At 50.1% G+C, this 22,136-nt stretch carries 25 protein-coding genes; 9 read left to right on the top strand and 16 right to left on the bottom strand.

All coding sequences use genetic code 11. From position 1 onward, the window contains the following. Window positions 1-118 precede the first annotated feature (118 nt). The 4 genes from SK38_RS21675 to SK38_RS21660 are packed head-to-tail and all read right to left on the bottom strand — an operon-like array spanning window position 119 to window position 3,495. Window positions 119-421 (bottom strand): PTS lactose/cellobiose transporter subunit IIA, encoded by a 303-nt coding sequence (locus SK38_RS21675; RefSeq protein ID WP_008786514.1) that lies wholly within the window; start codon window positions 419-421, stop codon window positions 119-121. Between the two features lie 12 nt (window positions 422-433). Beyond that, window positions 434-1,816 (bottom strand): glycoside hydrolase family 1 protein, encoded by a 1,383-nt coding sequence (locus tag SK38_RS21670; RefSeq protein ID WP_048237036.1) that lies wholly within the window; start codon window positions 1,814-1,816, stop codon window positions 434-436. A 20-nt stretch (window positions 1,817-1,836) separates the two neighbouring features. Further along, on the bottom strand, window positions 1,837-3,168 hold the full coding sequence (locus SK38_RS21665; RefSeq protein ID WP_008786512.1) for a PTS cellobiose transporter subunit IIC: 1,332 nt from the start codon (window positions 3,166-3,168) through the stop codon (window positions 1,837-1,839). Window positions 3,169-3,180: 12 nt separating this feature from the next. Next, window positions 3,181-3,495, bottom strand: coding sequence for a PTS sugar transporter subunit IIB (locus SK38_RS21660; protein ID WP_008786511.1), 315 nt, complete (start codon window positions 3,493-3,495; stop codon window positions 3,181-3,183). Between the two features lie 292 nt (window positions 3,496-3,787). Here SK38_RS21660 and SK38_RS21655 point away from each other — a divergent pair, with 292 nt between their 5' ends. Next, window positions 3,788-4,735 carry a LacI family DNA-binding transcriptional regulator gene (locus tag SK38_RS21655; RefSeq protein WP_032941556.1) on the top strand — a complete coding sequence of 316 codons (948 nt, stop codon included), beginning with the start codon at window positions 3,788-3,790 and terminating at the stop codon, window positions 4,733-4,735. Window positions 4,736-4,772: 37 nt separating this feature from the next. Here SK38_RS21655 and SK38_RS21650 read toward each other — a convergent pair whose 3' ends face one another. Further along, on the bottom strand, window positions 4,773-5,066 hold the full coding sequence (locus SK38_RS21650) for a YicS family protein (RefSeq protein ID WP_003827149.1): 294 nt from the start codon (window positions 5,064-5,066) through the stop codon (window positions 4,773-4,775). 130 nt (window positions 5,067-5,196) lie between these two features. Between SK38_RS21650 and SK38_RS21645 the strand changes: the two genes are divergently transcribed. The 3 genes from SK38_RS21645 to nlpA all read left to right on the top strand — a co-directional run bounded on the left by SK38_RS21645 (window position 5,197) and on the right by nlpA (window position 7,695). Then, window positions 5,197-5,613 (top strand): GNAT family N-acetyltransferase, encoded by a 417-nt coding sequence (locus SK38_RS21645; RefSeq protein ID WP_003827152.1) that lies wholly within the window; start codon window positions 5,197-5,199, stop codon window positions 5,611-5,613. Window positions 5,614-5,838: 225 nt separating this feature from the next. Further along, window positions 5,839-6,753, top strand: coding sequence for an Rpn family recombination-promoting nuclease/putative transposase (locus tag SK38_RS21640; protein ID WP_048237035.1), 915 nt, complete (start codon window positions 5,839-5,841; stop codon window positions 6,751-6,753). Window positions 6,754-6,876: 123 nt separating this feature from the next. After that, the gene (nlpA, locus tag SK38_RS21635; RefSeq protein ID WP_048237034.1) at window positions 6,877-7,695 is read left to right on the top strand and encodes a lipoprotein NlpA; all 819 of its coding nucleotides are present in this window, start codon (window positions 6,877-6,879) and stop codon (window positions 7,693-7,695) included. Window positions 7,696-7,723: 28 nt separating this feature from the next. Here nlpA and SK38_RS21630 read toward each other — a convergent pair whose 3' ends face one another. Together SK38_RS21630 and SK38_RS21625 are read right to left on the bottom strand one after the other, a co-directional pair. Further along, entirely contained in the window at window positions 7,724-8,626 is a 903-nt protein-coding gene (locus tag SK38_RS21630; RefSeq protein WP_048237033.1) for a carboxylate/amino acid/amine transporter, read from the bottom strand. Window positions 8,627-8,651: 25 nt separating this feature from the next. Beyond that, complete coding sequence (locus tag SK38_RS21625; protein WP_048227379.1) at window positions 8,652-9,596, bottom strand: LysR substrate-binding domain-containing protein; 945 nt, start codon at window positions 9,594-9,596, stop codon at window positions 8,652-8,654. A 146-nt stretch (window positions 9,597-9,742) separates the two neighbouring features. Between SK38_RS21625 and SK38_RS21620 the strand changes: the two genes are divergently transcribed. Then, on the top strand, window positions 9,743-10,519 hold the full coding sequence (locus SK38_RS21620; protein WP_048237032.1) for an SDR family NAD(P)-dependent oxidoreductase: 777 nt from the start codon (window positions 9,743-9,745) through the stop codon (window positions 10,517-10,519). Window positions 10,520-10,558: 39 nt separating this feature from the next. Here SK38_RS21620 and SK38_RS21615 read toward each other — a convergent pair whose 3' ends face one another. Together SK38_RS21615 and SK38_RS21610 are read right to left on the bottom strand one after the other, a co-directional pair. Next, window positions 10,559-10,849, bottom strand: a complete 291-nt coding sequence (locus tag SK38_RS21615) for a putative quinol monooxygenase (RefSeq protein ID WP_162623446.1) — start codon at window positions 10,847-10,849, stop codon at window positions 10,559-10,561. 7 nt (window positions 10,850-10,856) lie between these two features. After that, a complete protein-coding gene (locus SK38_RS21610; RefSeq protein WP_048237031.1) occupies window positions 10,857-11,873 on the bottom strand; it encodes a zinc-binding alcohol dehydrogenase family protein in 1,017 nt (338 codons plus the stop codon). 104 nt (window positions 11,874-11,977) lie between these two features. Here SK38_RS21610 and SK38_RS21605 point away from each other — a divergent pair, with 104 nt between their 5' ends. Beyond that, complete coding sequence (locus tag SK38_RS21605) at window positions 11,978-12,880, top strand: LysR family transcriptional regulator (protein ID WP_020996048.1); 903 nt, start codon at window positions 11,978-11,980, stop codon at window positions 12,878-12,880. 36 nt (window positions 12,881-12,916) lie between these two features. Here the strand turns inward: SK38_RS21605 and SK38_RS21600 are convergent, their stop codons facing one another. The 3 genes from SK38_RS21600 to SK38_RS21590 all read right to left on the bottom strand — a co-directional run bounded on the left by SK38_RS21600 (window position 12,917) and on the right by SK38_RS21590 (window position 15,990). Continuing rightward, window positions 12,917-14,413, bottom strand: a complete 1,497-nt coding sequence (locus SK38_RS21600; RefSeq protein WP_048237030.1) for a C69 family dipeptidase — start codon at window positions 14,411-14,413, stop codon at window positions 12,917-12,919. 342 nt (window positions 14,414-14,755) lie between these two features. After that, complete coding sequence (locus tag SK38_RS21595; protein ID WP_003827183.1) at window positions 14,756-15,220, bottom strand: hypothetical protein; 465 nt, start codon at window positions 15,218-15,220, stop codon at window positions 14,756-14,758. Then, the gene (locus tag SK38_RS21590; protein WP_048237029.1) at window positions 15,217-15,990 is read right to left on the bottom strand and encodes a winged helix-turn-helix domain-containing protein; all 774 of its coding nucleotides are present in this window, start codon (window positions 15,988-15,990) and stop codon (window positions 15,217-15,219) included. Before SK38_RS21590 ends, SK38_RS21595 begins: the two co-directional genes overlap by 4 nt. A 577-nt stretch (window positions 15,991-16,567) precedes the next feature. Between SK38_RS21590 and SK38_RS21585 the strand changes: the two genes are divergently transcribed. Together SK38_RS21585 and misL are read left to right on the top strand one after the other, a co-directional pair. Next, window positions 16,568-17,185: a helix-turn-helix transcriptional regulator gene (locus tag SK38_RS21585; RefSeq protein WP_032945410.1), complete on the top strand. Its 618-nt coding sequence runs from the start codon at window positions 16,568-16,570 to the stop codon at window positions 17,183-17,185. A 75-nt stretch (window positions 17,186-17,260) separates the two neighbouring features. Beyond that, window positions 17,261-20,065, top strand: coding sequence for an intestinal colonization autotransporter adhesin MisL (gene misL, locus SK38_RS21580; RefSeq protein ID WP_048237028.1), 2,805 nt, complete (start codon window positions 17,261-17,263; stop codon window positions 20,063-20,065). 109 nt (window positions 20,066-20,174) lie between these two features. Here misL and SK38_RS24510 read toward each other — a convergent pair whose 3' ends face one another. The 3 genes from SK38_RS24510 to SK38_RS21570 form a co-directional block, all read right to left on the bottom strand. Next, window positions 20,175-20,477 (bottom strand): type II toxin-antitoxin system RelE/ParE family toxin, encoded by a 303-nt coding sequence (locus SK38_RS24510; protein WP_075553080.1) that lies wholly within the window; start codon window positions 20,475-20,477, stop codon window positions 20,175-20,177. A gap of 3 nt (window positions 20,478-20,480) precedes the next feature. Then, entirely contained in the window at window positions 20,481-20,741 is a 261-nt protein-coding gene (locus tag SK38_RS21575; protein WP_008786497.1) for a type II toxin-antitoxin system Phd/YefM family antitoxin, read from the bottom strand. Window positions 20,742-20,916: 175 nt separating this feature from the next. After that, window positions 20,917-21,207: a SymE family type I addiction module toxin gene (locus tag SK38_RS21570; protein WP_048237027.1), complete on the bottom strand. Its 291-nt coding sequence runs from the start codon at window positions 21,205-21,207 to the stop codon at window positions 20,917-20,919. Window positions 21,208-21,342: 135 nt separating this feature from the next. Here SK38_RS21570 and SK38_RS21565 point away from each other — a divergent pair, with 135 nt between their 5' ends. Then, on the top strand, window positions 21,343-21,537 hold the full coding sequence (locus SK38_RS21565; RefSeq protein ID WP_008786495.1) for a toxin-antitoxin system HicB family antitoxin: 195 nt from the start codon (window positions 21,343-21,345) through the stop codon (window positions 21,535-21,537). An 8-nt stretch (window positions 21,538-21,545) separates the two neighbouring features. On the opposite strand, the gene SK38_RS21560 is transcribed toward SK38_RS21565, so the two are convergent. Further along, entirely contained in the window at window positions 21,546-22,112 is a 567-nt protein-coding gene (locus SK38_RS21560; protein WP_048237026.1) for a DUF6680 family protein, read from the bottom strand. Window positions 22,113-22,136: the final 24 nt, after the last annotated feature.

The raw sequence follows: 22,136 nt of genomic DNA, 5'->3' as shown, positions 1-22,136 counted from the left end.
CCCGTCTCGGTTTAATTTGCTATCACCAAAACAAGTTGATTTGTCTATTTAATAACGGGTACAGGGCTGCTTTATTTAATCGTAATGCTTTCTCCGTTGTTGAATGTTTAATTAACGATTAACGCTGATACAGATGAATAATTTCTTCTGACAGTTCGCGGGCTAATAACGACGTCATTAAGTGATCCTGCGCATGCACCATAATTAATGTCATTGGTTGCCGGGCTTCCCCGGCGTCCTGTTCGATCAATTTGGTTTGCATGTGATGAGCCTGACGGGCGTAACCGTCAGCCTCACGAAGCAGGCTTTTTGCCTCGTCAATATTGCCGGCGCGCGCGGCATGCAGCGCTTCAAAGCACAGACTGCGGGATTGCCCGGCATTGACGATGATTTCCATTACTGCTTCTTCTAATGCAATCATGTTGTTCTCTTCCTAATCGAATCCGTTATTTTCGGCGGTCTGGGCAAACCATTCGCCGCTTTTTTTCACCGTACGTTTTTGCGTTGCTAAATCTAACTGAACAAAACCGTAGCGGTTTTTATAGCCGTTAAGCCATGACCAGTTATCAATAAAGGTCCACATATGGTAGCCAAGACAATTACAGCCTTCGCTAATTCCTTTATGTAGCCATTTAAGATGATCAGAGACAAATTCAATACGGTAGCTGTCGTTGATTTGCTCTTGCTGAATAAAACGCTGCTCATTCTCGACACCCATACCGTTTTCAGAAATAAAACAGCGCGGGTTGCCATAATTATCACGCAGATTGGTAATAATATCGTAAATACCCGGCTCATAAATTTCCCAGCCACGGTAGGGGTTCATTTTCCGCCCCGGCATTTCGTAATAATCAAACAGCCACTCCGGCATAAACGGTGCATCCGGGTTGACGGCGCTATCACGACATTTCACGCGACGCGGCTGATAGTAGTTGATGCCGAGCAGGTCGATTTTGCCCTCGGCGATTAACTGGCTGTCGCCTGGCTGACATGTTGGTAATTGATCATACTCCTTCAGCAGCTCAACCAGATCCGCCGGATATTCACCCTTCAGCACCGGGTCAAGGAAACTGCGGTTAAACAGCAGATCCGCATAGTGTGCGGCTTTCACATCCGCCGGATTTTGTGAACGCGGGTAGGAAGGCGTTAAATTCAGCACCACGCCGATTTCACCATCATGATTTGCGGCACGATATGCCCGAACCGCCGTCGAATGCGCCAGTACGGTGTGATACGCCACGGTGGCTGCACGTTTGAAATCCACCACATTAGGGTAATGGAAGTCATACAGATAGCCGCCTTCAACCGGGACAATTGGCTCGTTAAAGGTAAACCAGTGCTTAACCCGGTTGCCGAACAATGCAAAACACGTTTGTGCATAGCGGCCAAACGCCTCGACCACTTCACGGTTTTCCCAGCCACCTTTCTCCTGCATCACCATCGGCATGTCGAAATGAAACAGGGTGATAAATGGCGTAATGCCTTGTGCCAGCAGCTCGTCGATGACGTTGTTATAGAACTCGACGGCTTCAGGATTAACCTCGCCGGTACCGTCCGGAATCAGGCGCGACCAGCTCAGAGACGTACGGAAGCTGTTGTGCTTCAGCTGTTTGAGCAGTGCGATGTCCTGTTTCCAGTGCTGATAAAAGGTCGAGGTAGTTGCCGGGCCAACTCCCTGATGGAAACGACCTGGCTGACGGTCGAACCACACGTCCCACGTGGTCTGGCTTTTGCCGCCGTTCAGGCTATCCCCTTCGGTTTGCAGCGCTGAGCAGGCACTGCCCCACCAGAAGTTTTCAGGAAAACGGTATCTCATTGTTCTGACTCCTTGATTCATTATGAGTTGCTACGGGCAGCGTTCGCCACGGAGACGGCATCCTGTGCTTTTTGCTCTTCGGTTTTCAGCAAAGAACGTTCGTAAGCACGCAGGAATGGAAGGTACATCAGCGCTGACATCGCCATACAGATAAAGCACATCACCACCGGACTTAATGCCCAGTTTGCGGCCCAGGAAGCACCGATTGGCGCAGGCGTAGTCCACGGCGTCAGTGAAACAACCTGTGCCAGCCAGCCGAGTTTGGTGGCGCTATAGGCCAGCACGGCGTTAACCAGCGGGACGCAGACAAACGGGATGAACAACATCGGGTTCATGATGATTGGCGCACCAAACAGAATAGGCTCATTGATATTAAAGAAACTAGGCACAATTCCCATTTTGCCGATAGTACGCAGATGCGCGACGCGACTGCGCAGCAGCAGGAATGCCAGCGGTAAAGTTGAACCGACGCCGCCAATCAGCAGGTAGTGATCCCAGAAACCTTGCAGATAGACATGGGGCAGCGCAGCGCCCGCTGCCAGAGCGGCCTGGTTAGCAGACAGGTTCGCCATCCAGAATGGGTTCATGATGCCGGTTACGATCAATGAGCCGTGAATGCCGGCAAACCAGAAAATCTGGCACAACAGCACAGAAAGCAGAATAGCGGGCAGTGAGTCAGAAGCGGAAACCAGCGGCTCCAGCAGGTGCATAATCGCCTGCGGGATGATCATCCCGGTTTGTGCTTCGATAAACAGGTTCAGCGGATGCAGGGTCGCAATCACCACCAGTACCGGAATGAGGATCTCGAATGAACGCGCGACGCCGGTCGGGACTTCCTTCGGCAGGCGGATTGTCACGTTATTCTGCTTCAGCCAGGCATATATACGGGTGGAGTAAATGGCGGTGATGAGGGCGGTAAAGATACCCTGACCGGAAAGATACTGCGTCGAGATTTTACCGTCGGCATAGGGCGCAGCAACCAGTAAAAACGCCATAAAGGCCAGCAGGCCAGACATCACCGGATCGAGGTTAAACTGACGGCCCAGGCTGGCACCAATGCCCACGGAGATAAAGAACGTCATAACACCCATGCTGAGGTTAAACGGCAGCATCAGCTGTTCACGATAAGTTGCCGAGAAATCGAGCCAGCCCCGGGCAAAGCTGTTGGTGGTATCGGCAGAGAACGGCGGAAAAATAAACACCAGCATGAAGGAGCCGATGATCATAAACGGCAGCGCCGCCGTAAAACCGTCACGAATTGCAATCACATACTTCTGCTGCCCTAACTTGCCAGCGAGCGGGGTGATGGATTGTTCAATGACGGCAACCATTGACTGATATAACGAACTCATAATGACACCTTTCTAATGTGTCGCTTCAATCAGCGACAGAGCATAATCCAGCACTTTGTCACCGCGTTGCATACCGTAATCCATCATATCTATGGCTTTTACGGGTATACCCTGGGTGGCAGCCTTTTCGGAGAGCGTATTAAGCATGTACTTTACCTGGGGGCCGAGTAGCACCACCTGGTAATTTGGAAACTGAATGTCAAATTCGGAAACGCCGTAGGCCTCAATCTTCACAGGCAATCCGCGAGACTCTGCCTCTTCAACCATTTTGCGAACCAGTAAGCTGGTGGACATCCCTGCCGAACAACACAACATAATCCTGAACATAGTGAACCATCCTTTAAATGTAAAAACTTATTGCGAGTCTGATTTGATATCATACGGAAACCGGTTTCCATTCATGGAAAACAGAACTGTGACGGCCATCAAGATCTTATTCTTATAAGGCTAATTATTTGGATTTAGCTCACGAAATTAGCTGTGAAGATCTCTTTTTGAGTCCAAATGGAAAATCGGTTTCCATGAAAAACGGAAACAGCTATACTGCGGATGGCGATTATTTGAGCCAATGTTAAATTCAGGATGGAAAGGGCCAGGCGGGTCCTGTCAGGGGAGAATGATGTCTACTATCAACGATGTATCGCGTTTGGCTGGCGTGTCAAAAGCCACTGTGTCACGCGTGTTGAGCGGATCGCGTGGCGTAAAAGAGGCCAGCCGCCTCGCCGTGTTGAAAGCGGTGGATGAACTCAATTATCGTCCGAACGTGATTGCGCAGTCGCTACTCAGCCAGTCTACGGGCTGTATCGGCGTGATATGCGCGCAGGACAACATTAATCAGACCACGGGTTATCTCTACGCGCTGGAAAAGCATCTTAGCCAGCATCAAAAGCACCTGCTGCTGCGTTTTGCCAATACCAAAGCGGAAGTCATGAGCGCTCTTGATGAATTAAGCTGCGGCTTGTGCGATGACGTCCTGATTATTGGCGCGCGTTTTCCGCTGAACATCAATCAGGAGAATGTCATTCTGGTGGATTGTCTGGATTCCGGCGATGACGTCAACAGCATCCAGTTCGATCATGAGTTCGCTACCGAAACCGCCTGTAACTACCTGATAAGTCAAAACCGACGCCAGATTGCTTTAATTCATCCGGACGGGATGGGTTTCTCCGATCAGGTGCTGTTGGGCTATAAACACGCGCTGGAAAAAAACTTCCTGCCGTTTAACCGTAACCTGGTATTTATGGCTGCAACGTCATCGTCAGTGGCCTTGCAGGAGCTGCTGAACAACGCGTCCACGCTGAATTTTAACGCGCTGCTGGTGGCGGATGAACAGCAGGCACAGCGGGTGATCCCGCAGTTGCAGGCGTTTAATAAATCAGTACCGCAAGACATTATGGTCTTTAGCCTGGCCGGTTCGCTGCATCTGCCGGGAATCCCTACGATCCCGGCGATTGAATATTCCATGGACGCCATGGCGGCGCGGATCGTCAGTTGGCTTAACGAGAAAACCCAGAGCGTGCTGGGGTCGTACGTGCTGCGCGGCGACTTAATTATTCCTCAGCGTTAACGCTTTCCCTCTGGCGTGGGGCTATTTCGCTTCACGCCTATAAATCCGGGCATTCAACTTTGCCAAGCGCTTCCCAGTAGTTGTTTTGATTGTTTCTTTGAATTGCCAGAATGGCTTCGCGGATGTGCTGCTGATTACGCGTATCAGCCATAATCGTTTTTTCCCACACCTCATCAGATGGCGACCCTTGCGGGGTGCAAATCTTACGTAAATCCTTCATAACAGTATTCTTTTCGTGTACAGCCTGCAGACTGCCATAAGCCGAGTCGGCTTGCGCCAGACCAGGTAGCGTGAAAAGGACGGCAATAATCGGAAAAATGACTCGTTTCATGATAATAATCCTTGTTGTCTATGCGCATCATCTCAAGAGTAAGTGTAGACGGCATACGACTCACTCATCACCCTGTGTTAATGTCTAAAAATAAATCAGCCAGAAGTTGTAGTTATTTCAGGAGGATAGGATGCAAATACAGATTACAGATACGATTACCGAAGACGATCAAAATGCCCTGCTTGCCGGATTGCGCGCTTACAACCGGCAGTTTCTGAGAACCACCAATTTTGGCGACCTGGCGGTGTACTGGCGCGATGAGCGCAATGACATTCTGGGTGGGCTGATCGGCAAAATCAAAGGCGAATGGCTGTGCATTGATTTTCTGTGGATGCATGACTCGCTGCGTAAAGGTGGTTACGGCACAAAATTGATGCAGGCCGCAGAACAGACGGCGCGTGAGAGAGGATGCCTGCATGCGCTGGTGGATACCATGAGTTTCCAGGCGCTGCCGTTTTATCAGAAAAACGGTTATCAGCTGCAAATGACCCTCGATAACTTCCCGGAAACCGGTTCCGCGCGCCATTATTTGTCGAAAACGTTTTGATGACCGGAAGGTCTGGATGCTGCCGCCAAAGAGGATTTAGGTACTTGCCCGGAGGTGATCACGCTTACCGGGCATTTTTGCGAGCGTTATTCCCTGAAAATGAATACATTGCAAAAGTATGTATTTATCCGCCAAGCCGCCTCGCAGATAGAAAAATTCCCAGATGTTGTGTGTGCGACTGGCGAGTAAGGTTCCGTCATCTTGTTCTTTTGGTGACGGACCGCCATGAAAAAACCAACAACTTCTACGCCGCATGATGCGGTATTTAAAAAGTTCTTAAGCCATCCAGAAACGGCTCGGGATTTTCTTGATAGCTATCTCCCCGCACCATTACGTGAACTTTGCGATCTGAACACACTGAAGCTGGAGCCAGGGAGTTTTATTGAGGAAGACCTGCGTGCCAGTTATTCCGATGTTCTGTGGTCGCTAAAAACGAGAACTGGTAAAGGCTATATCTACGCGTTGATTGAACACCAGAGTTCACCGGATGCTCATATGGCATTCCGAATGATGCGTTACGCCATTGCCGCGATGCAGAATCACCTTGATGCCGGGCACAAAACGCTGCCGCTGGTGGTTCCGATACATTTTTACCATGGCGTTGCCAGCCCGTACCCTTTTTCGCTGTGCTGGCTGGATGAATTTGACGATCCAGAGACTGCGCGGCAGCTTTATGGAGCGGCCTTCCCGCTGGTCGATATCACGGTGGTGTCTGATGATGAGATTATGCAACACCGGCGAGTGGCACTACTGGAACTTGTCCAGAAGCATATACGCGAGCGCGATTTGATGGTGCTGGTCGATAAACTGGTTGCCCTGTTGATTAAGGGACACGCTAATGACAGTCAGGTAGAAACGCTATTTAATTACCTGGTGCAGTCTGGCAGCGCACCGCGTTTTGAGGCGTTTATTCGAGAGGTTGCCCTGCGCGTTCCCCAGCATAAGGAGAGATTAATGACGATTGCAGAATGCTTACGTGAGTCGGGGCGAAGGACAGGGTTGCTAGAGGGCAAACGCGAGGGCAAAAAAGACGAAGCGTTGCGGATAGCCCATGCCATGCTTGAGAAGGGGATCGATCGTGAACTGGTGCTAATTATTACCGGGCTTGCAATTGATGAACTAACAGTATCTTCCGACTAATTTATCTTAGCCCCATTATGCTTTTTTCTTCTTGCTGATGCTTTTTCGTTTTTTAAACCGCAGCGGCCTTCCCGCTATAGTCATTTCATTACTCATCAGGCGGTTATTGCAAAAGGATAAAACGTGAAGCTGAAGATACCTTATTTCGGGGCCGGGGCGGCGGTATTACTGGCGGGATTATTGCTGGCAGGATGCGATCAACAGAGCAGTGATGCAAAGCATATAAAAGTGGGTGTAATTAACGGTGCTGAGCAGGATGTAGCGGAGGTCGCGAAGAAAGTCGCTAAAGAAAAATATGGTCTGGAGGTAGAACTGGTGGGTTTTAGCGGTTCTCTGCTGCCCAACGATGCCACCAATCATGGTGAGCTGGATGCCAACGTCTTCCAGCATCGTCCGTTCCTTGAACAAGATAATAAAGCACACGACTATAAGCTGGTTGCGGTGGGCAATACCTTTGTGTTCCCGATGGCTGGTTATTCGAAGAAAATCAAAACTGTCGCTGAACTAAAAGACGGTGCAACGATTGCGATACCTAACGATCCTACCAACCTGGGCCGGGCGCTGTTGCTGCTGCAAAAAGAGAAGTTAATTACGCTGAAAGCGGATACCGGCCTGCTGCCAACAGCGTTGGATATCACTGATAATCCTCGGCATCTGAAAATTATGGAACTGGAAGGTGCGCAGTTGCCGCGTGTGCTGGACGATCAGAAAGTGGATGTGGCGATTATCAGTACCACCTACATCCAGCAAACCGGGCTTTCCCCGGTACATGACAGCGTATTTATTGAAGACAAAAACTCACCGTACGTGAACATTCTGGTGGCGCGAGAAGACAATAAAGATGCCGAGAATGTGAAAGAGTTCCTGGAATCTTATCAGTCACCGGAAGTGGCGAAGGCGGCAGAAACTATCTTTAACGGTGGCGCGGTTCCGGGCTGGTAATCATGACCTTTTGCCGCGCCGGTTGGTGTTAAACCGCTCTGGCGCGGCGACGTGAGTCCATTGAGATAAGTATTACCGAAGAGAGGATCAAAAGCGTGCCCAGCCAGTCTGGCAGGGTAAAGGTAATACCTAACAGCAGCAGGGATAGTAATGCGCTGCTCAACGGTTCCGCGCAGCTTAAAATGCTCGCTTTCGGTCCACCAATCATCTGCGCGCCTTTCAGGTACAGGCTAAACGTCAGCGATGTGCCGATGACCACCAGATAGAAAAACGCCAGAATCAAACTGCCATTCACCACGAAATTAGTGCCCTGTCCGGCATAAAACGGCAGCAGGATCATGCCGCCGATTAACATACTCCAGCCGACGACCGGCAGCGTGCCGTAGCGCGCGATAAGCGTTGAGGGGTAGGTGGTGTAGAACGCGGCGGCAAACGCCGAGGCAATTCCCCAGAACAGCGCGGCAGGTGAGATAGACAGCGACGTCGGGTTACCGTGGGTGACCAGCAAGAAGGTGCCGATAAGCGATGTGAAGATCGCAGTCAGCACTAAAATCCCCGGTCGTGCTTTGCGCACCACGGAAAACCACGCCACGATTATGGTCGGTGACAAAAATTGCAGCACCGTCGCGGTAGCGGCGTTGGATTTTTCAATAGTCAGCAGAAAAGTTAGCTGTACGGTGAGCGCCCCAACCACGGAAAAAATCAGCAGGCTGATGGCGTCTTTGCGGTTTTTGATAATGGAGAACACTTTGTCGCCGTGAACGAAAGAGAGCATCAGCAGAATGAGCCCGGCGAAAATCAGGCGCGTCATGGTCAGAAACTGCGACGACATCTGGCTTTGCTCCATGATGAATTGCGCGCAAACGCCTGAACTTCCCCACAATACGGCGGCAATCAGGACGTTCATCATCCCTCTTCTGGTGGAACTCATCTTTCCCTCGGCATGTTGTTTTGTTTTATTTGTGTGCAGGCATCATAGCAGAGATGGTTGTGATTTCTGCCAGCACATCCGCAATCAACCAGTCATTAAAGACTTTTACCTCCGGGCGCATTACCGCGTGCTGTGGCGTAACAATGTAGTAAGACCACGCCAGAGGCCAGCGGGTGTTGGGATGAAGCTGAACCAGTTGTCCGTCTGTCAGTAACTGCTGCACCAATGCCCTACGCACAATGGCGACACCTTGACCGCTGAGCGCCGCCAGAATCACTGCAGAGGTAGAGTTGATGTGCAATCCACTGTCGCGAACGGCAGGTGCCTGGGTGGCGGTCAGGACATCATTCCAGCCCGGGAAATTGGCGCCGGGGTGGGGAGTGTCATCATGGATAAGCTTCTGTGCGGCCAACCATTCTCCACAGGATATTTTATCTACTGGCACAATACGTGGGCTACAAACCAGAACCGCTTCTTCATCCATCAGCCAGGTTTTATTTACCCCAGGCCAGTCGCCTTTACCGCAACGTACGCCCAGATCCGCTTCGCCATGAGCAACATCCATCAGCTTTTCCGTCACGTTCAAGCGTAATTCTATGTTTTCATGCGCTTGTGAGAAACGATTGAGGCGGCTCATCAGCCAGTTCATCACCAGTACCTGAGAGGCCGTGATAATCACCACCGAGCGCGCTCGCCGACCGCGTAACTTGTTCAGCCCAGATTCCAGACTATCCAGTCCCTGGGTTATCTCGCGCAACGCGTCCTGTGCTTCGCTGACCAGCGTGAGACGCTCTTTACCTGAACGGGTTCGATGCAGCAGCGGGTGGCCAACCCAGTCTTCCAGCGCACGAACCAGTTGCCCAACGGCAGCCGGAGTTACCCCCAGTTCCTGCGCCGCACCAGTAAAACTGCCGTGGCGGGCTGTGGCCTCAAAAGCGTGTAACCATTTAAGCCGATTAAGCGAGCGCATCAGGTCATTTCCCGTTTTGTGAATATCTTCAGTATATGCCATCGAGATAGATTTTCTTTCTCGGATCGCTATTTCTTCTCATTCGTCAGCGCCTCAGGGGAGTGGCATTGTTAGCGCATTAACGAATACTTGAAACGAGGCTAACGATGAACACATTATTTGTCGGCAAAAAACTGTTAGTGGTGGGCGGTACCAGTGGTATCGGATTTGAAACCGCAAAACTGATCCTCCAGGGTGGTGGTCGAGTGGTGCTGGTTGGCAATCGTGCCGAGAAAGCGGAACGGGCCCGTCAGGCGTTGGCGGAACTGGGTGACGTCTCTGTCATTGTGGCGGATCTGATGTCAGAAGCGGGCGTTAAGCAGGTGATGGCAACGGTGAATGCTGAGCACAAAGACATCAACCTGTTAGTAAATGCAGCTGGGGTTTTCTTCCCAAAACCTTTCACTGATCATGAAGTTGAAGATTATGAACTGTACATGAGCCTCAACCGCGCGACGTTTTTTATCACCCGCGATGTCGTGCGTAATATGGTGGCGGCTAACATCCAGGGTGCCATCGTGAATATTGGTTCGATGTGGGCGCAACAGGCAATTGGCGCAACACCTTCTTCAGCGTACTCAATGGCAAAAGCGGGCCTGCATGCATTAACTAAAAATCTGGCCATCGAGCTGGGGGCGAATGGGATCCGCGTCAATGCCGTTTCGCCAGCAGTCGTGCATACACCTATCTACGAAGGATTTATCCCGAAAGAAGACGTACAAGGTGTGATGAGTAGCTTTGACAGCTTCCATCCGATTGGTCGGGTTGGTACGCCGCGTGATGTGGCTGAATCCGTCGCCTTCCTGTTGTCAGACAAAGCGCAATGGGTAACTGGCGCCATCTGGGATGTGGATGGCGGTGTTATGGCCGGACGCAATGGCTGATGTAAATCCCCCGCATAGCTGCGGGGGCGCGTCTAGACATTAAGGCTCAATCGGCGTCAGATAATCCAGCCGTAGCGGTTCGGCTAGCAGATCGTTCATTTGTAGAATGAACGCCTGGAAATGTGGCAGAGCGATATGCTCATCCAGACCGGCCTGACCGCGCCAGGATTCGCGCACGTAGAACACATCCGGCGTGTCGCGTAACTGGAACAGGGCATATTCAATATTGCCCGGCTCCCGGCGCGTGGGCAGCAGCAGAGCTTGTAGCGCCTGTTTCAGTGCGTCGATTTTCCCCGGTTTGGCTTTCAGTACCGCAATAATTGAAATCACGTCAGAATCAGACATGTGAAAACCCCTCCAGCACGATCTTGCCAACCGAGCGGCCGGTTTCAATTTGCGTGTGGGCTTTTTGCAGATTTGCCGCGGTAATCGCGCCAAAATGTTCGCCCAGCGTGGTACGGAGGGTGTTGTCGTCGATCAGCTGCGCCACGCGGGTCAGTAACTGATGCTGCGCAATGATGTCGTGGGTTGTGAACATCGAACGGGTAAACATAAACTCCCAATGCAGCGAAATGCTTTTGGCCTTCAGCGGGCGCGCATCGAGAGTTTGCGGATCGTCAATCAGCGCCAGTTTGCCCTGCGGCGCCAGTGCGGCAATAATTTGCGAATAGTGCTGCTCGGTATTGTTCAGGCTGGCAACGTGCGTCACCTCTTTAATGCCTATCCGTGCCAGCTCTTCCGTCAACGGCTTGCTGTGGTCAATCACATGATGAGCGCCCGCTTCACGTACCCATTTCTGGCTCTGCGGACGTGATGCGGTACCGATGACGGTCATTTTGGTCAGCTTACTGGCCAGTTGTGTCAGAATAGAACCGACGCCGCCAGCCGCGCCAACAATCAATAACACATCATCTTCATTGCCATTTTCCTCAACGCCCAGACGGTCGAACAGCATTTCCCAGGCGGTGATAGCGGTTAGTGGCAGCGCCGCAGCAGAAGCATTATCCAGTGTTTTTGGCTTCAGCGCGGTAATACGTTCATCAACCAGCTGAAATTCACTGTTACTGCCAGCGCGGCCGAGCGCTCCGGCGTACCAGACTTCATCGCCGGGTGCGAACAGGGTGACGGCTTCGCCCACGGACTTCACCACGCCAACGGCGTCCCAGCCCAGTACGCGCGGCACATCAGCGTTAAAACCTTCGCGGACCTTGGTATCAACGGGGTTGACGGAAATGGCTTTCACTTCAACCAGCAGATCGTGCCCGGTAGCAACTGGCATGGGCAGGTCAATCTCTTGTAAAAATTCAATGTTATTGCCGTCGGTCGCGGCGCGGGTAATGGCGATGGCTTTCATATTATCTCCGGTCACAGGAATCAGTTGAATAATTCGATGGTAAACCGGTAACAGAACGGGAAAAATAGCCCTATGGCGACAGGACTTATACTCGGGGAGTGAAAATGTTCCGGCTTGAAGATCTCACGTTGTTTGTCCGCGCCGCGGCGCTGAATAGTTTTAGTGATGCTGCGCGCGAAGTCGGCGTTCAGCCTGCTCAGGTCAGTTCAGCTATCAAGCGCCTGGAGTCTACGTTGGCTATCCGCTTGTTCGCCCGCTCCACGCGCAGCCTGCGCCTGACACCAGAAGGTGAAGTCTGGTTACCCTATGCCCGCCAGATGCTGGATGTAATGCATGCCGGGCTGCAAAAAATTCAGACCCCGGAAGATGAAGTGTCAGGCACGCTGCAAATCGCCGTGCCTTCCGATCTCGGTCGTAACCTGCTGCTACCGGTCTTTCAGTCGTTTCGACGCCGCTATCCCGCGCTGCGCCTGCGGATTTTTTTCTCCGACCAGGTAACGGATGTCTTTAAAGACCCCGTCGATGTTGCGTTTCGCTATGGCAACACCGAAGACGCGTCCTACATTGCGCTGCCGGTTGCAGCGGGTAACCGACGCGTGCTGGTGGCATCACCGGAATGGGTTGAGCAAAACGGCGCGCCGCAAAAACTGGATGATTTAACACAGCTCAACGCCATGACTTTCGTATTACGCGGCCGCCTGCACGATCGCTGGACGTTTACGCGCAACGGCGAGGTCAGCAGTGTGCAGGTTAACGGCACCATTATGAGTGACGATGCGGAAGTGATCCGGCGCCTGGCGATTGCCGGAGAAGGTGTGGCGTACAAGTCGTGGCTGGATGTCAGCGAGGATGTGCGTGACGGTCGATTACAACTGCTGATGCCGGATTATCAGGGAGAGAAAGTCCCGCTGAATATGATTTGCCCGCATCGGAAGCAGCTTTCAACCGCGGTACGCCTTCTGCACGAGGCGGTGAAGGCGCGGTGTGAAATGCTGGCGCAAAGCTAATAAGCGCTTTACGCCAGAATACTATCGCGTCGTTACTCAGTCTTTTTTCGTTGCATTCGCAAAGAAAATATCAGACTGAATGTCTTTAGTGCGGATGGTAAAGAGCTGATTAGTCAGATCTTCCGTCAGCTTCTCGGCGTCGGCCATGATGCGCAGGTTGAAGTCATTCAGCATCTTATCCGCGGCGGGTTTATCGGTTTTCGCCATCTTCAGATACTCTGCTTCGACCTCTTTTTGCTCCTTCGCCACTTTGTCTTCCCACGCTTTGTAGGCTTTTTTGACGACTGGTGCGAGCTTCGGATAATCGGTCATCGTCAGCGTTTGTAATTTACGATATTTCCAGTAGATAGACTGATCGTCCGCTTTATCGGTACCCATCGTGTAGTTAGCCGGATACGCTTTCAGGCCGCTGTAGTACGGAACAAAGGCGGTGAGGTCAGCCATGCCCAGGCCAATGTAGGTCGTTTCACCAATCTCTTTTGGCAACCACGGACGGACCTGCATGACGTGCGCTTCATAGGTACGGAAAACGCTGACCGGACGCCATGGCTCTTTGCCGTTCAGACCGTTGGTGTACGGGTCATGGCTGGTCCCTTCATAGTGACTACGCAACACGGCCTTCACATCGTCCAGCGTCATTTTCTTCTCAGGCGTCATGAAGACCGGGAATTCGCGCCCTTTGGCCATATCCTGATTTACGGAAGGATTGAATTCTTTCTGGATGGTCCATACACGAGGGTCGTTATACGTGCGGTCACGCTCGTCATCACGGGTATAGGCTTTGGAGAAGTTGAATTTACCGTCTTTCGCCGGATCGTACAGTCCTTTTTCAGTCGCAAATTGAATCAGGTTTTTTGACGCCATCATGTCCGGATTTTTAGGATCGTAATCCTGTAAGCGGCCCTGATTACCGGTAGCAAAATACTGGTTATTCGGCAGACGCTGCGCCATCCACTGGTGGCCACTACCGGTTTCCAGGTACCAGATCTCGTTATCGTCGACGACGGCAACGCCAAAACCTTCGCCTGCGCCGACGGTCTCAACGATATGGCCCAACAGCGCCACAGCTTCACGTGCGGTTTTACTTTGTGACAGCAGAATATCCGGGATATCGTCTTCGGTGATCCCTTTATCCTCAACGTACGGGTCGGCGGCCAGTGCTTTCGGTGAGGCAAAAATGGATTCTGTACCGCTCACGCCGACACCCAGCTCGTTAAATCCGGTCGCGCCGTGCAGTTGGGTTTTCCAGTTTGGGACAGTGGTATAACGCAGAGAGTTTTTCGGCAGTGGCCAGGTAAAATCATTCGCACCATTATGTGCTTTGGTGCTGTATACCCCGGTCTGATTTTGCTTTGCCGGATGAATGACAAAATGCTGTGCTTTCAGGGCATCGCTGTCTGCGCTACGGGCGACCAGCATGGAGCCGTCCGCTGATGCTTCGTTGCCGACCAGCAGGGTCGTACAAGCAAAACCTGATGAAACAACGGCCAAATTTATAGAAAGTGCAATCAGGCACTTTTTAAAAGTAAACATTACGTATCCCTCATATGTACGCCAAAAATACACCGGAAACACACCGTTTCCTGAAATGCGATAACGCCTGAACGCTCAGACATTGCTCGCGAGAGAGATAAACGCCCCTGCCCACGTCTTCTCCAAATATCCATCCGTAGGTTGAAGTCTTCTGGGCAAAATATAACGCCCATTTCGCTTAATTATTACGCAACGGATATTATGATATTCAGGATGTTTCCTGATTCGCGATGAAGAATAGCAATGGGTTATGTGTGGATTCAGTGACCCATGTCGCGTAAGTCAATGATGACAAATGTGAATTTCATTGAGGGGCCGTGCTTTTTGTTTCCGGATATGACGTTACCTTTTGCGGCAATACAGCGAGGGCACATTGGAGCTGGCAAAAATCCATGCACCTTTATACTCCTCCATGACCAGGCTCAGGCTTCGTCCGCTTTGGCGGTAAAATCCAGGTAATGTGTCGTTAATATCCGCTTCATCAGCGGTGTCAGCGAAGGTTTTGACGACCTGCATCGCCTGTAGCACTCGGGCATCGCGCTTTTGGGTGTAGTTAAAATAGATGTTCCTGCTAATGTCTGAGGTATTACGCCCGTACAGTTTGCCGGTAATAGTGGCCAGGCCTTCACTGTTGTACATCCGAAACGATAACGTACCGGTAAAGCGGTTGCTGCCAATATTCCATTCCATGTTACCGATGCAATTCAGCGGTTTGTCGGCATAGCGTGAATGCCATAACCATCCGCCTGAACCGAGCACAGTAACCAGCCCGGCCACGAGCACTATAAGGTGGCGTGTTTTTTTCATTGCCCGCGCATCCAGTAATAATGAGTAGTACAAAATGCGTTAGCATCCACCCGTGCATCTTTATCACAGACAAATGCCACGATCCTTTCCGCTTTGCTGTAACCGGTAAGAAACACGTGCTTGTTGTTTTCACAGAGATAGGGATGTAACTGCATCAGATTGAAATAGCCTTGCTGGTCGTGTTCATTTGGTGAGTAATAGATTTTGCAATTTTGCCGCGATGGGGTCTGCATGGAAGCCTGGACAAATTTACTAAACGGCATAACAGGGCGCGTTTGATACCACACCAGCCAGATGATCAACGTGGCAATCACGACACTGACGCTAAATAAAACCTCAAACCAGGGTATCTGCGTCGTTTGTTGTGGTGTCGAAGGAATTATCTTTGCGGGGGGGATTTCTTCAATAACCGGCGGCGGGGAAACTTCACTCTGTTGAAGCGTTATTGTCTCTACTTGCGTATTCTCATTTAATCTGAGCCCGCGTCGGGAAATAGTTTTCACCGTATCACGAGGCAACCCCACGTCCGCCAGCGCGTTTCGTAGCGTCAGAATAGCCTGGTAAAATGTGTTGGTGGTGGTCACATTATTTCTTTCACCCCAACCAATTGTCATCAACGTGTTCTGGGAAACAATGTCACTTGCGTGAGTAATTAAATAGAGAAAACAGAGCGAGGCAGGGAGCTGGAGCTGAATTGCTCGCCCGGTCTGACGATTGACCAGACTTTTGCTATCAGGATTAAATTCGACCAACTGATTGATAAGGTACAATTGCCCAGCCCTCAGTAACCAAAACGAATCACAGCGTGTGCTAACGCATCCTTTAAATTTTACATCCAAATCGAAAATGCGCCTCACTCTTTGTTCATGAACGAAGATAAGAATTTCACTAATTAGTTAAAATCTCTTTAAATACAATATGTTAGTAATCTTATTTCTTAGGTGAGAATTAACTAAGGTTAAATAATGAGAATTCATTACAGTTTTATCTGAATTATCTTTATATTTGTCCACAACATGACAAGGGTGATTGAGTTATCAGAATTACGTAATTAGTAAGTAACTTTTACGCAGGTTATTTTTTAGCAAATAGTGCTTTTTTACTGTTTATCCTGGAATCTGAATTTATGCATAAAATTCCTAATGCATAGGTTGTTATTCTGAGATAAAGCGTAAATAAGCTTAGCGCAATCGTATTACTCACAGACCATACATATTAGTGCATCAGGAGTTTATTACATTTTATTAGCGCCACTGTTATTAACTGACAAGGAACGTACTACGTGTTGGATTGACACATTTATTTACCAATGAAATATTTATGGAAAAATAACAGGAGTCATTTTTGATGAAGAGATCACCGTCACAGACTGTTCGTTGCATAAGCTGTGAATTATCCTGTCAATTATTTCCGGATACTGCGGTTCGTGCCAGTTACTGTCACCGTGCCGCATTTGCGATCTGGCCTGAGGGGAATGGCTTTCTGCAAAAAGGAATTATTGAAAAGCTTCTGCTTAATAATCAAAACCATTTGTCGCGTGGGTTTATTTTTGTGGACTTTTCTTTCCCGAATCTGCGCCTGTTTGCCGACCCGCAATGGGTTGACCGGCTTGCCTACAGCGGTATGCATATTGTGTTGATAGCAGACAGGAACCTGGCGCCGTTAGCCAACTACTGGCTGTCCAAAAGCAATAAAATACAAGGGATTATATATTCTGATGATGATGACGAAGTTCAACATCAGAAAATTAGGCGACTCTTTACTGGTCATCTCGCTAACAGCAAACGTGGACGCTCACTTAACTATACTGAAATGATATTACTGAAGCGTTTTGTGTCAGGGAAAAGTATTCAGCAAATTACCAAAATAGATAATATCGATATTAAGAAAATATATGTCTACAAGCTCAGGCTTGAAGATAAGTTAGGCCATAGTATTCATCAAATATTGTCGAATATTTTATAACGTATTTTTGAGTTTTATTATTTTCACATCCTTGCGATGTGGTGGACGCTCTACGCCTGAAAGCAGGAGGCTAATATGCCAAATCCCAAATCTTATTCTCGTATTGCCATAGCGGTTTCAGCCGCATTAACCTCTATGGTATTTTCAGCTCAAGCGGCATGGGTTGACGTTGATAGTCTACCCTCCACCGGACTGGTTAGCAGTCTGCCCCCGGAATTGCAGGCAATAATTCCAGCGCAGGCAAATGCCAGTTTCGCTAAAACCAGCGCCATGCCGAATTATGTTTATCAATGGAGTGCGGGCACTATTCCCGTTTATGGCAATGGATTAACGATTAATGGACCCGGCGCTGAAGCTTTTGAGCACTCTGTTACCGTTATTCAGAACAGTACAACGGGTAGTCCGGGCGTTATTTTTGGGGACGACCTGACGATTCGCACGCAGTCGAAGAATGCCGCCAATAATGGTAAAGATGTTGACGGTATCCGCACGCACGGGGCCAATACGCCGGATAACCCGGTCTTTATCATCACCGGGGATCGCACCAGCATTTATGTGGACGGTCAGGATGGTGACGGGATTAATGCCGGTTACAACTCCTATAGCCAGGGTTGGAAGGGCTCGGCCAGCATTTACGTCGGCGACGATCTGTATATTCAAACTACCGGTTCCCAGGGACGTGGTATCACAGCAAACGCGATGAAAGACGCCACGCAGGCCAAAAATACAATTGTGGTCGGCGACCGGGCACACATTGTGACGATCGGTGACAGTTCAGAGGGTCTTCGCACCGGGCAGAGCGGTTCCTCGATACTGCTTGGCAATGACGCCACCATCGAGACTTCGGGTGCTTCTTCAACGGGGATTTATGCCGCCTCATCGTCCAAAACGGAACTGGGCAACAACGCGACGATTACGGTCAACGGCGTCAGCGCTCATGCGGTTTATTCCACCAACGCGACCGTGAATCTCGGTGAAAACGCAACGATCAACGTGAACAGTTCGGCGAAAGCGGCGTCATACAGCAAAGCGCCACGCGGCCTGTATGCGACTTCACGCGGGGCGATAAACCTGGCAGGCGGTGCCGCCATTACGATGGCGGGCGATCACAGCAACGAAAGTTATGCCATCAGCACTGAAACGGGCGGCATCGTAGACGGTTCTACTGGCGGGCGTTTTCTTATCGACGGCGATCTTCATGCCGCTGGCGCGACTGCTGCAACCAGCAGCCTGCCGCAGCAAAACAGTACCATTAAGCTCAACATGACCGACAACTCGTTGTGGAGCGGGGCGTCATACATCACCAGCGCCACTGCCGGGACGGGCGTTATCTCGCTGCAAATGAGCGACGCGACCTGGAACATGACTAACAGTTCAACGCTCACCGACCTGACGCTGAACGGCGGGTCAGTGGTGAACTTTGGGCATGCTGACGGCGAACCGTGGCAGACGCTTACCATCAATGAAGATTTTACCGGGAACGGCGGCAAACTGGTTTTCAATACTGTCCTGAATGACGATACCTCCGAAACCGACAAGCTGAAAGTGCTCGGCAACACCGCGGGTAATGCGTTTGTGGCGGTGAATAACATTGGCGGAACCGGGGCGCAGACCATTGAAGGTATTGAGATCATCGAAGTGGCCGGTAATTCTGACGGTACTTTTGAGAAAGCGGGCCGTATTGTTGCCGGAGCGTACGACTATAACGTGGTGCAGAAAGGCAGTAACTGGTATCTGACCAGCTTTATTCCTGCTCCGCCGGATCCGGAAGACCCGGACCCCGTCGATCCGCATGACCCTGACCCTGTTGATCCGGACCCGGTTGACCCTATTGATCCAGACCCGGTCGATCCTGTAGACCCGATTATCCCTGAGCCGGAAGAACCTGTTGCGCCTCCTGTCACTGAGCAGCAATACCGTCCGGAAGCAGGCAGTTATCTGGCGAACAACTATGCGGCTAACACGCTGTTTATGACCCGACTGCACGATCGTCTGGGTGAAACGCAGTATGTCGATATGCTGACAGGCGAGAAGAAAGTTACCAGCCTGTGGATGCGTAACGTTGGGGCGCATACCCGCTTCAAAGACGGTAGCGGGCAGTTGAAAACCCAAAGCAACAGCTATGTGATGCAGCTAGGCGGCGACCTGGCGCAGTGGAGTAGCGACGGTCTTGACCGCTGGCACCTTGGCGCGATGGCAGGTTATGCCAACAGCCAGAACCGCACGCAGTCCAGCCTGACCGGCTACCATTCACGTGGTCAGGTCACCGGTTACAGCGTGGGGCTGTATGGCACATGGTATGCCAATGACGCCGACAAGACCGGCACCTACGTGGATACCTGGGCGCTGTACAACTGGTTTGATAACAAAGTGATGGGCCAGGAGCAGGCAGCAGAGAAATACAAATCCAGCGGGATAACCGCTTCGGTTGAAGCCGGTTACAGCTTCAAACTGGGTGAAAGCGAACGCAACAGCTACTGGCTGCAACCGAAAGCGCAGGTGGTATGGATGGACGTGCAAGCCGACAGTCACCGCGAAGCGAACGGTACCCGCGTGAAGGACAACACCGATGGCAACCTGATGACCCGTCTGGGTGTGAAAGCCTTTATCAACGGGCACAACGCTATCGACGACGGTAAATCTCGCGAGTTCCAGCCGTTTGTTGAAGCCAACTGGATCCACAACACGCAGACGACCAGCGTGAAGATGGACGATGTGAGCAATGACATGCGCGGCACCAAAAACATCGGCGAGCTGAAAGTCGGCGTTGAAGGTCAAATCACTCCGCGACTCAACGTGTGGAGCAACGTGGCCCAACAGGTCGGTGATAAAGGCTACAGCGATACCCGCGGTATGTTGGGCGTGAAATATAATTTCTAATGTAAGTGAGTAATGGAAAAGCCGCTGATTCACCGATCGGCGGCTTTCTTTTTTGTGGCAATCGTAGGCCGGATAAGCGCAAGCGCCATCCGGCAAATAAGGTGGCGGGCTACAAACGTTGTCCGAGATGTTTTGTTGGTACTCGGCTTTGGTGTAAGACTGCCAGTACAACAATATTTGTGTCTTGTGCACTGTAGTAAATCATATGGCTAACATGAGGAAAGCTGTAAATATCTGCACCAAAATCATCAATTCGATGATGCCCCATGTCTGGCATTTCAGCTAACTGAGAGAGAACGCCACGTAATTTTCTAAGATAATCCCTGGACTGTTTAGCGCCCCAATTTCTTGATGTGTAATCACGGATTTCAATAATATCGCGCTGTGCTTCTCCAGTAAGTTTGTAACTCACTTTTTATCCTTTGTGTTGATCCATCAACTCATCAAAAAAAGCATCACCATCAACAATATTGCCCAAATGAATATCGTTTTGAGCACGCTGAATTTTGGCCTTCAGTAACTGGAGCTTCATGGCTTCCATTTGTTCATAGTCCTCAATGGAGACGACAACTGCAACAGGCTTACCGTTACGGTTAATTTGCACAGGTTCTCGCTGCGCTTTAAGTAGCATATCGCCAAACTGGGTTTTGGCTTCATTTGCCGTAAGAGTATGCATATTGCCACCATTTCGCATGAATCGTTCGATTCGTTCATTATAGTCGATATCTTTCTGGGGGTCACTATGAGGTGGGTGGTCAGACAGAGGGTATTGTGAAAGTAGGCCGGATAAGCGTAAGCGCCATCCGGCACCAGGTGAACCTGTAAGTACCGCTTGCAGGTTCAGCCGTGCTTCACTGGAGAGTCGCCAATGTGCTCTCGATTCTGTTCAGCTTCTGATGTGCCTCTTTCAACTCATCCTGCAACCGTTGCTCCTGCTCGCCATAGACCATCAGGACGATACAGCCATTCATCACTTTTACGGTAATCTGTTGCCCGGTATCAAACCCCGCTTCGCGTAGCCACTTGCCGGAAAGGATAATTTTGGGTGTAGATTTGTCGAAAACATTAGGGCGGTATCCCACAATTACCGAACGCTCGGTTCCGGATTGGTCGGTGTCTAGGGTAGAATGCGAATCAGCCATAATCAACTCCTTGATAGTTGATGAGGTTAGCTCTCGTCGGGTACTGCGAATACCAGGCGAGGGCGTTATAAATCAGGTCGCCAGATATAAAGGTACGTACCTGGTTGGTGGTATACTGCTCTTATAGGTACGTACATGTCAACGGCTAAACGCGATCCAAATCAGTCTAAATCCGGAAAAGCACCAACTTTCCAGATTCGCATCACTCCCGAGTTAAAGGCGCAGTTCGAGGCTGCGGCAAAGGCCGAAGGGATGAGTTTGGGGAATTGGCTCAAAACTTTAGGGAGAAAGGAGTTGGAACGGTTAGGTATTGAGCCACAGGATAAATAGTGAATAGATTAATTGCCCTGTCTTGCGGGAATATTAATAATTTCCATTTTTAGGGCATTTTCTCCTGAGAATATTGCAGCCAACCCCTGTCTAATTTTTAATTTATCGTTTTCTATTGCCCCGTGGGCAATAGGTGAATATATGGCTGTTTGTAATTGAACTCGCTCAAAATCATAGCCAATATCTTTCGCTATATCTGATAGCAAGTCTAGAAAAAGATTGTTGCTTGTTTGGTTCCATATGGTGCCAGATGCATTATCATTATCAGGGTAAGATGTATTTAAATGTGCAAAGTAAAGTTTCCACGAAGATAATACTTTACTTTCAGAATCGCTTCTCTTGGTTCTTCCTCTTTTTATTTTTCCGTAAAATGCTAAGTCGATCATATTTAATGCGCGAACATGTTCATTAGACAGTCGAGAGTTCTGAGATCGAGTAGCCATAAGTTGCTTAAATATATCAATTTTTAATGATTTTTTCTGAGAATATCTTTCTATAAATTTCTGTGTCTGAATGGCTAATAATGGGCTAATTACAGTAGCAGCAATGGCCATGATCGTAAGGGCAGTGCTCATATGGGATTCTCAAATGAAAATAGA

The organism is Citrobacter sp. MGH110, from assembly GCF_001037515.1.
Taxonomy (GTDB): Bacteria; Pseudomonadota; Gammaproteobacteria; order Enterobacterales; family Enterobacteriaceae; genus Citrobacter; species Citrobacter portucalensis.
This window is presented reverse-complemented; position numbering and strand designations above follow the sequence as displayed.

Excerpts from the sequence above, each read along its gene's own strand:
- SK38_RS21650 (WP_003827149.1), bottom strand. The coding sequence starts at position 5,066 with ATGAAACGAGTCATTTTTCCGATTATTGCCGTCCTTTTCACGCTACCT.
- SK38_RS21605 (WP_020996048.1), top strand. The coding sequence starts at position 11,978 with ATGTTCCGGCTTGAAGATCTCACGTTGTTTGTCCGCGCCGCGGCGCTG.
- SK38_RS21625 (WP_048227379.1), bottom strand. The coding sequence starts at position 9,596 with ATGCGCTCGCTTAATCGGCTTAAATGGTTACACGCTTTTGAGGCCACA.
- SK38_RS21570 (WP_048237027.1), bottom strand. The coding sequence starts at position 21,207 with ATGGCTGATTCGCATTCTACCCTAGACACCGACCAATCCGGAACCGAG.
- SK38_RS21665 (WP_008786512.1), bottom strand. The coding sequence starts at position 3,168 with ATGAGTTCGTTATATCAGTCAATGGTTGCCGTCATTGAACAATCCATC.
- SK38_RS21575 (WP_008786497.1), bottom strand. The coding sequence starts at position 20,741 with ATGCATACTCTTACGGCAAATGAAGCCAAAACCCAGTTTGGCGATATG.
- SK38_RS21585 (WP_032945410.1), top strand. The coding sequence starts at position 16,568 with ATGAAGAGATCACCGTCACAGACTGTTCGTTGCATAAGCTGTGAATTA.
- misL (WP_048237028.1), top strand. The coding sequence starts at position 17,261 with ATGCCAAATCCCAAATCTTATTCTCGTATTGCCATAGCGGTTTCAGCC.
- SK38_RS21620 (WP_048237032.1), top strand. The coding sequence starts at position 9,743 with ATGAACACATTATTTGTCGGCAAAAAACTGTTAGTGGTGGGCGGTACC.
- SK38_RS21565 (WP_008786495.1), top strand. The coding sequence starts at position 21,343 with ATGTCAACGGCTAAACGCGATCCAAATCAGTCTAAATCCGGAAAAGCA.
- SK38_RS21600 (WP_048237030.1), bottom strand. The coding sequence starts at position 14,413 with ATGTTTACTTTTAAAAAGTGCCTGATTGCACTTTCTATAAATTTGGCC.
- SK38_RS21640 (WP_048237035.1), top strand. The coding sequence starts at position 5,839 with ATGAAAAAACCAACAACTTCTACGCCGCATGATGCGGTATTTAAAAAG.
- SK38_RS21655 (WP_032941556.1), top strand. The coding sequence starts at position 3,788 with ATGTCTACTATCAACGATGTATCGCGTTTGGCTGGCGTGTCAAAAGCC.
- SK38_RS21630 (WP_048237033.1), bottom strand. The coding sequence starts at position 8,626 with ATGAGTTCCACCAGAAGAGGGATGATGAACGTCCTGATTGCCGCCGTA.
- SK38_RS21560 (WP_048237026.1), bottom strand. The coding sequence starts at position 22,112 with ATGAGCACTGCCCTTACGATCATGGCCATTGCTGCTACTGTAATTAGC.
- SK38_RS21675 (WP_008786514.1), bottom strand. The coding sequence starts at position 421 with ATGATTGCATTAGAAGAAGCAGTAATGGAAATCATCGTCAATGCCGGG.
- SK38_RS21645 (WP_003827152.1), top strand. The coding sequence starts at position 5,197 with ATGCAAATACAGATTACAGATACGATTACCGAAGACGATCAAAATGCC.
- SK38_RS21670 (WP_048237036.1), bottom strand. The coding sequence starts at position 1,816 with ATGAGATACCGTTTTCCTGAAAACTTCTGGTGGGGCAGTGCCTGCTCA.
- SK38_RS21610 (WP_048237031.1), bottom strand. The coding sequence starts at position 11,873 with ATGAAAGCCATCGCCATTACCCGCGCCGCGACCGACGGCAATAACATT.
- SK38_RS21595 (WP_003827183.1), bottom strand. The coding sequence starts at position 15,220 with ATGAAAAAAACACGCCACCTTATAGTGCTCGTGGCCGGGCTGGTTACT.
- SK38_RS21660 (WP_008786511.1), bottom strand. The coding sequence starts at position 3,495 with ATGTTCAGGATTATGTTGTGTTGTTCGGCAGGGATGTCCACCAGCTTA.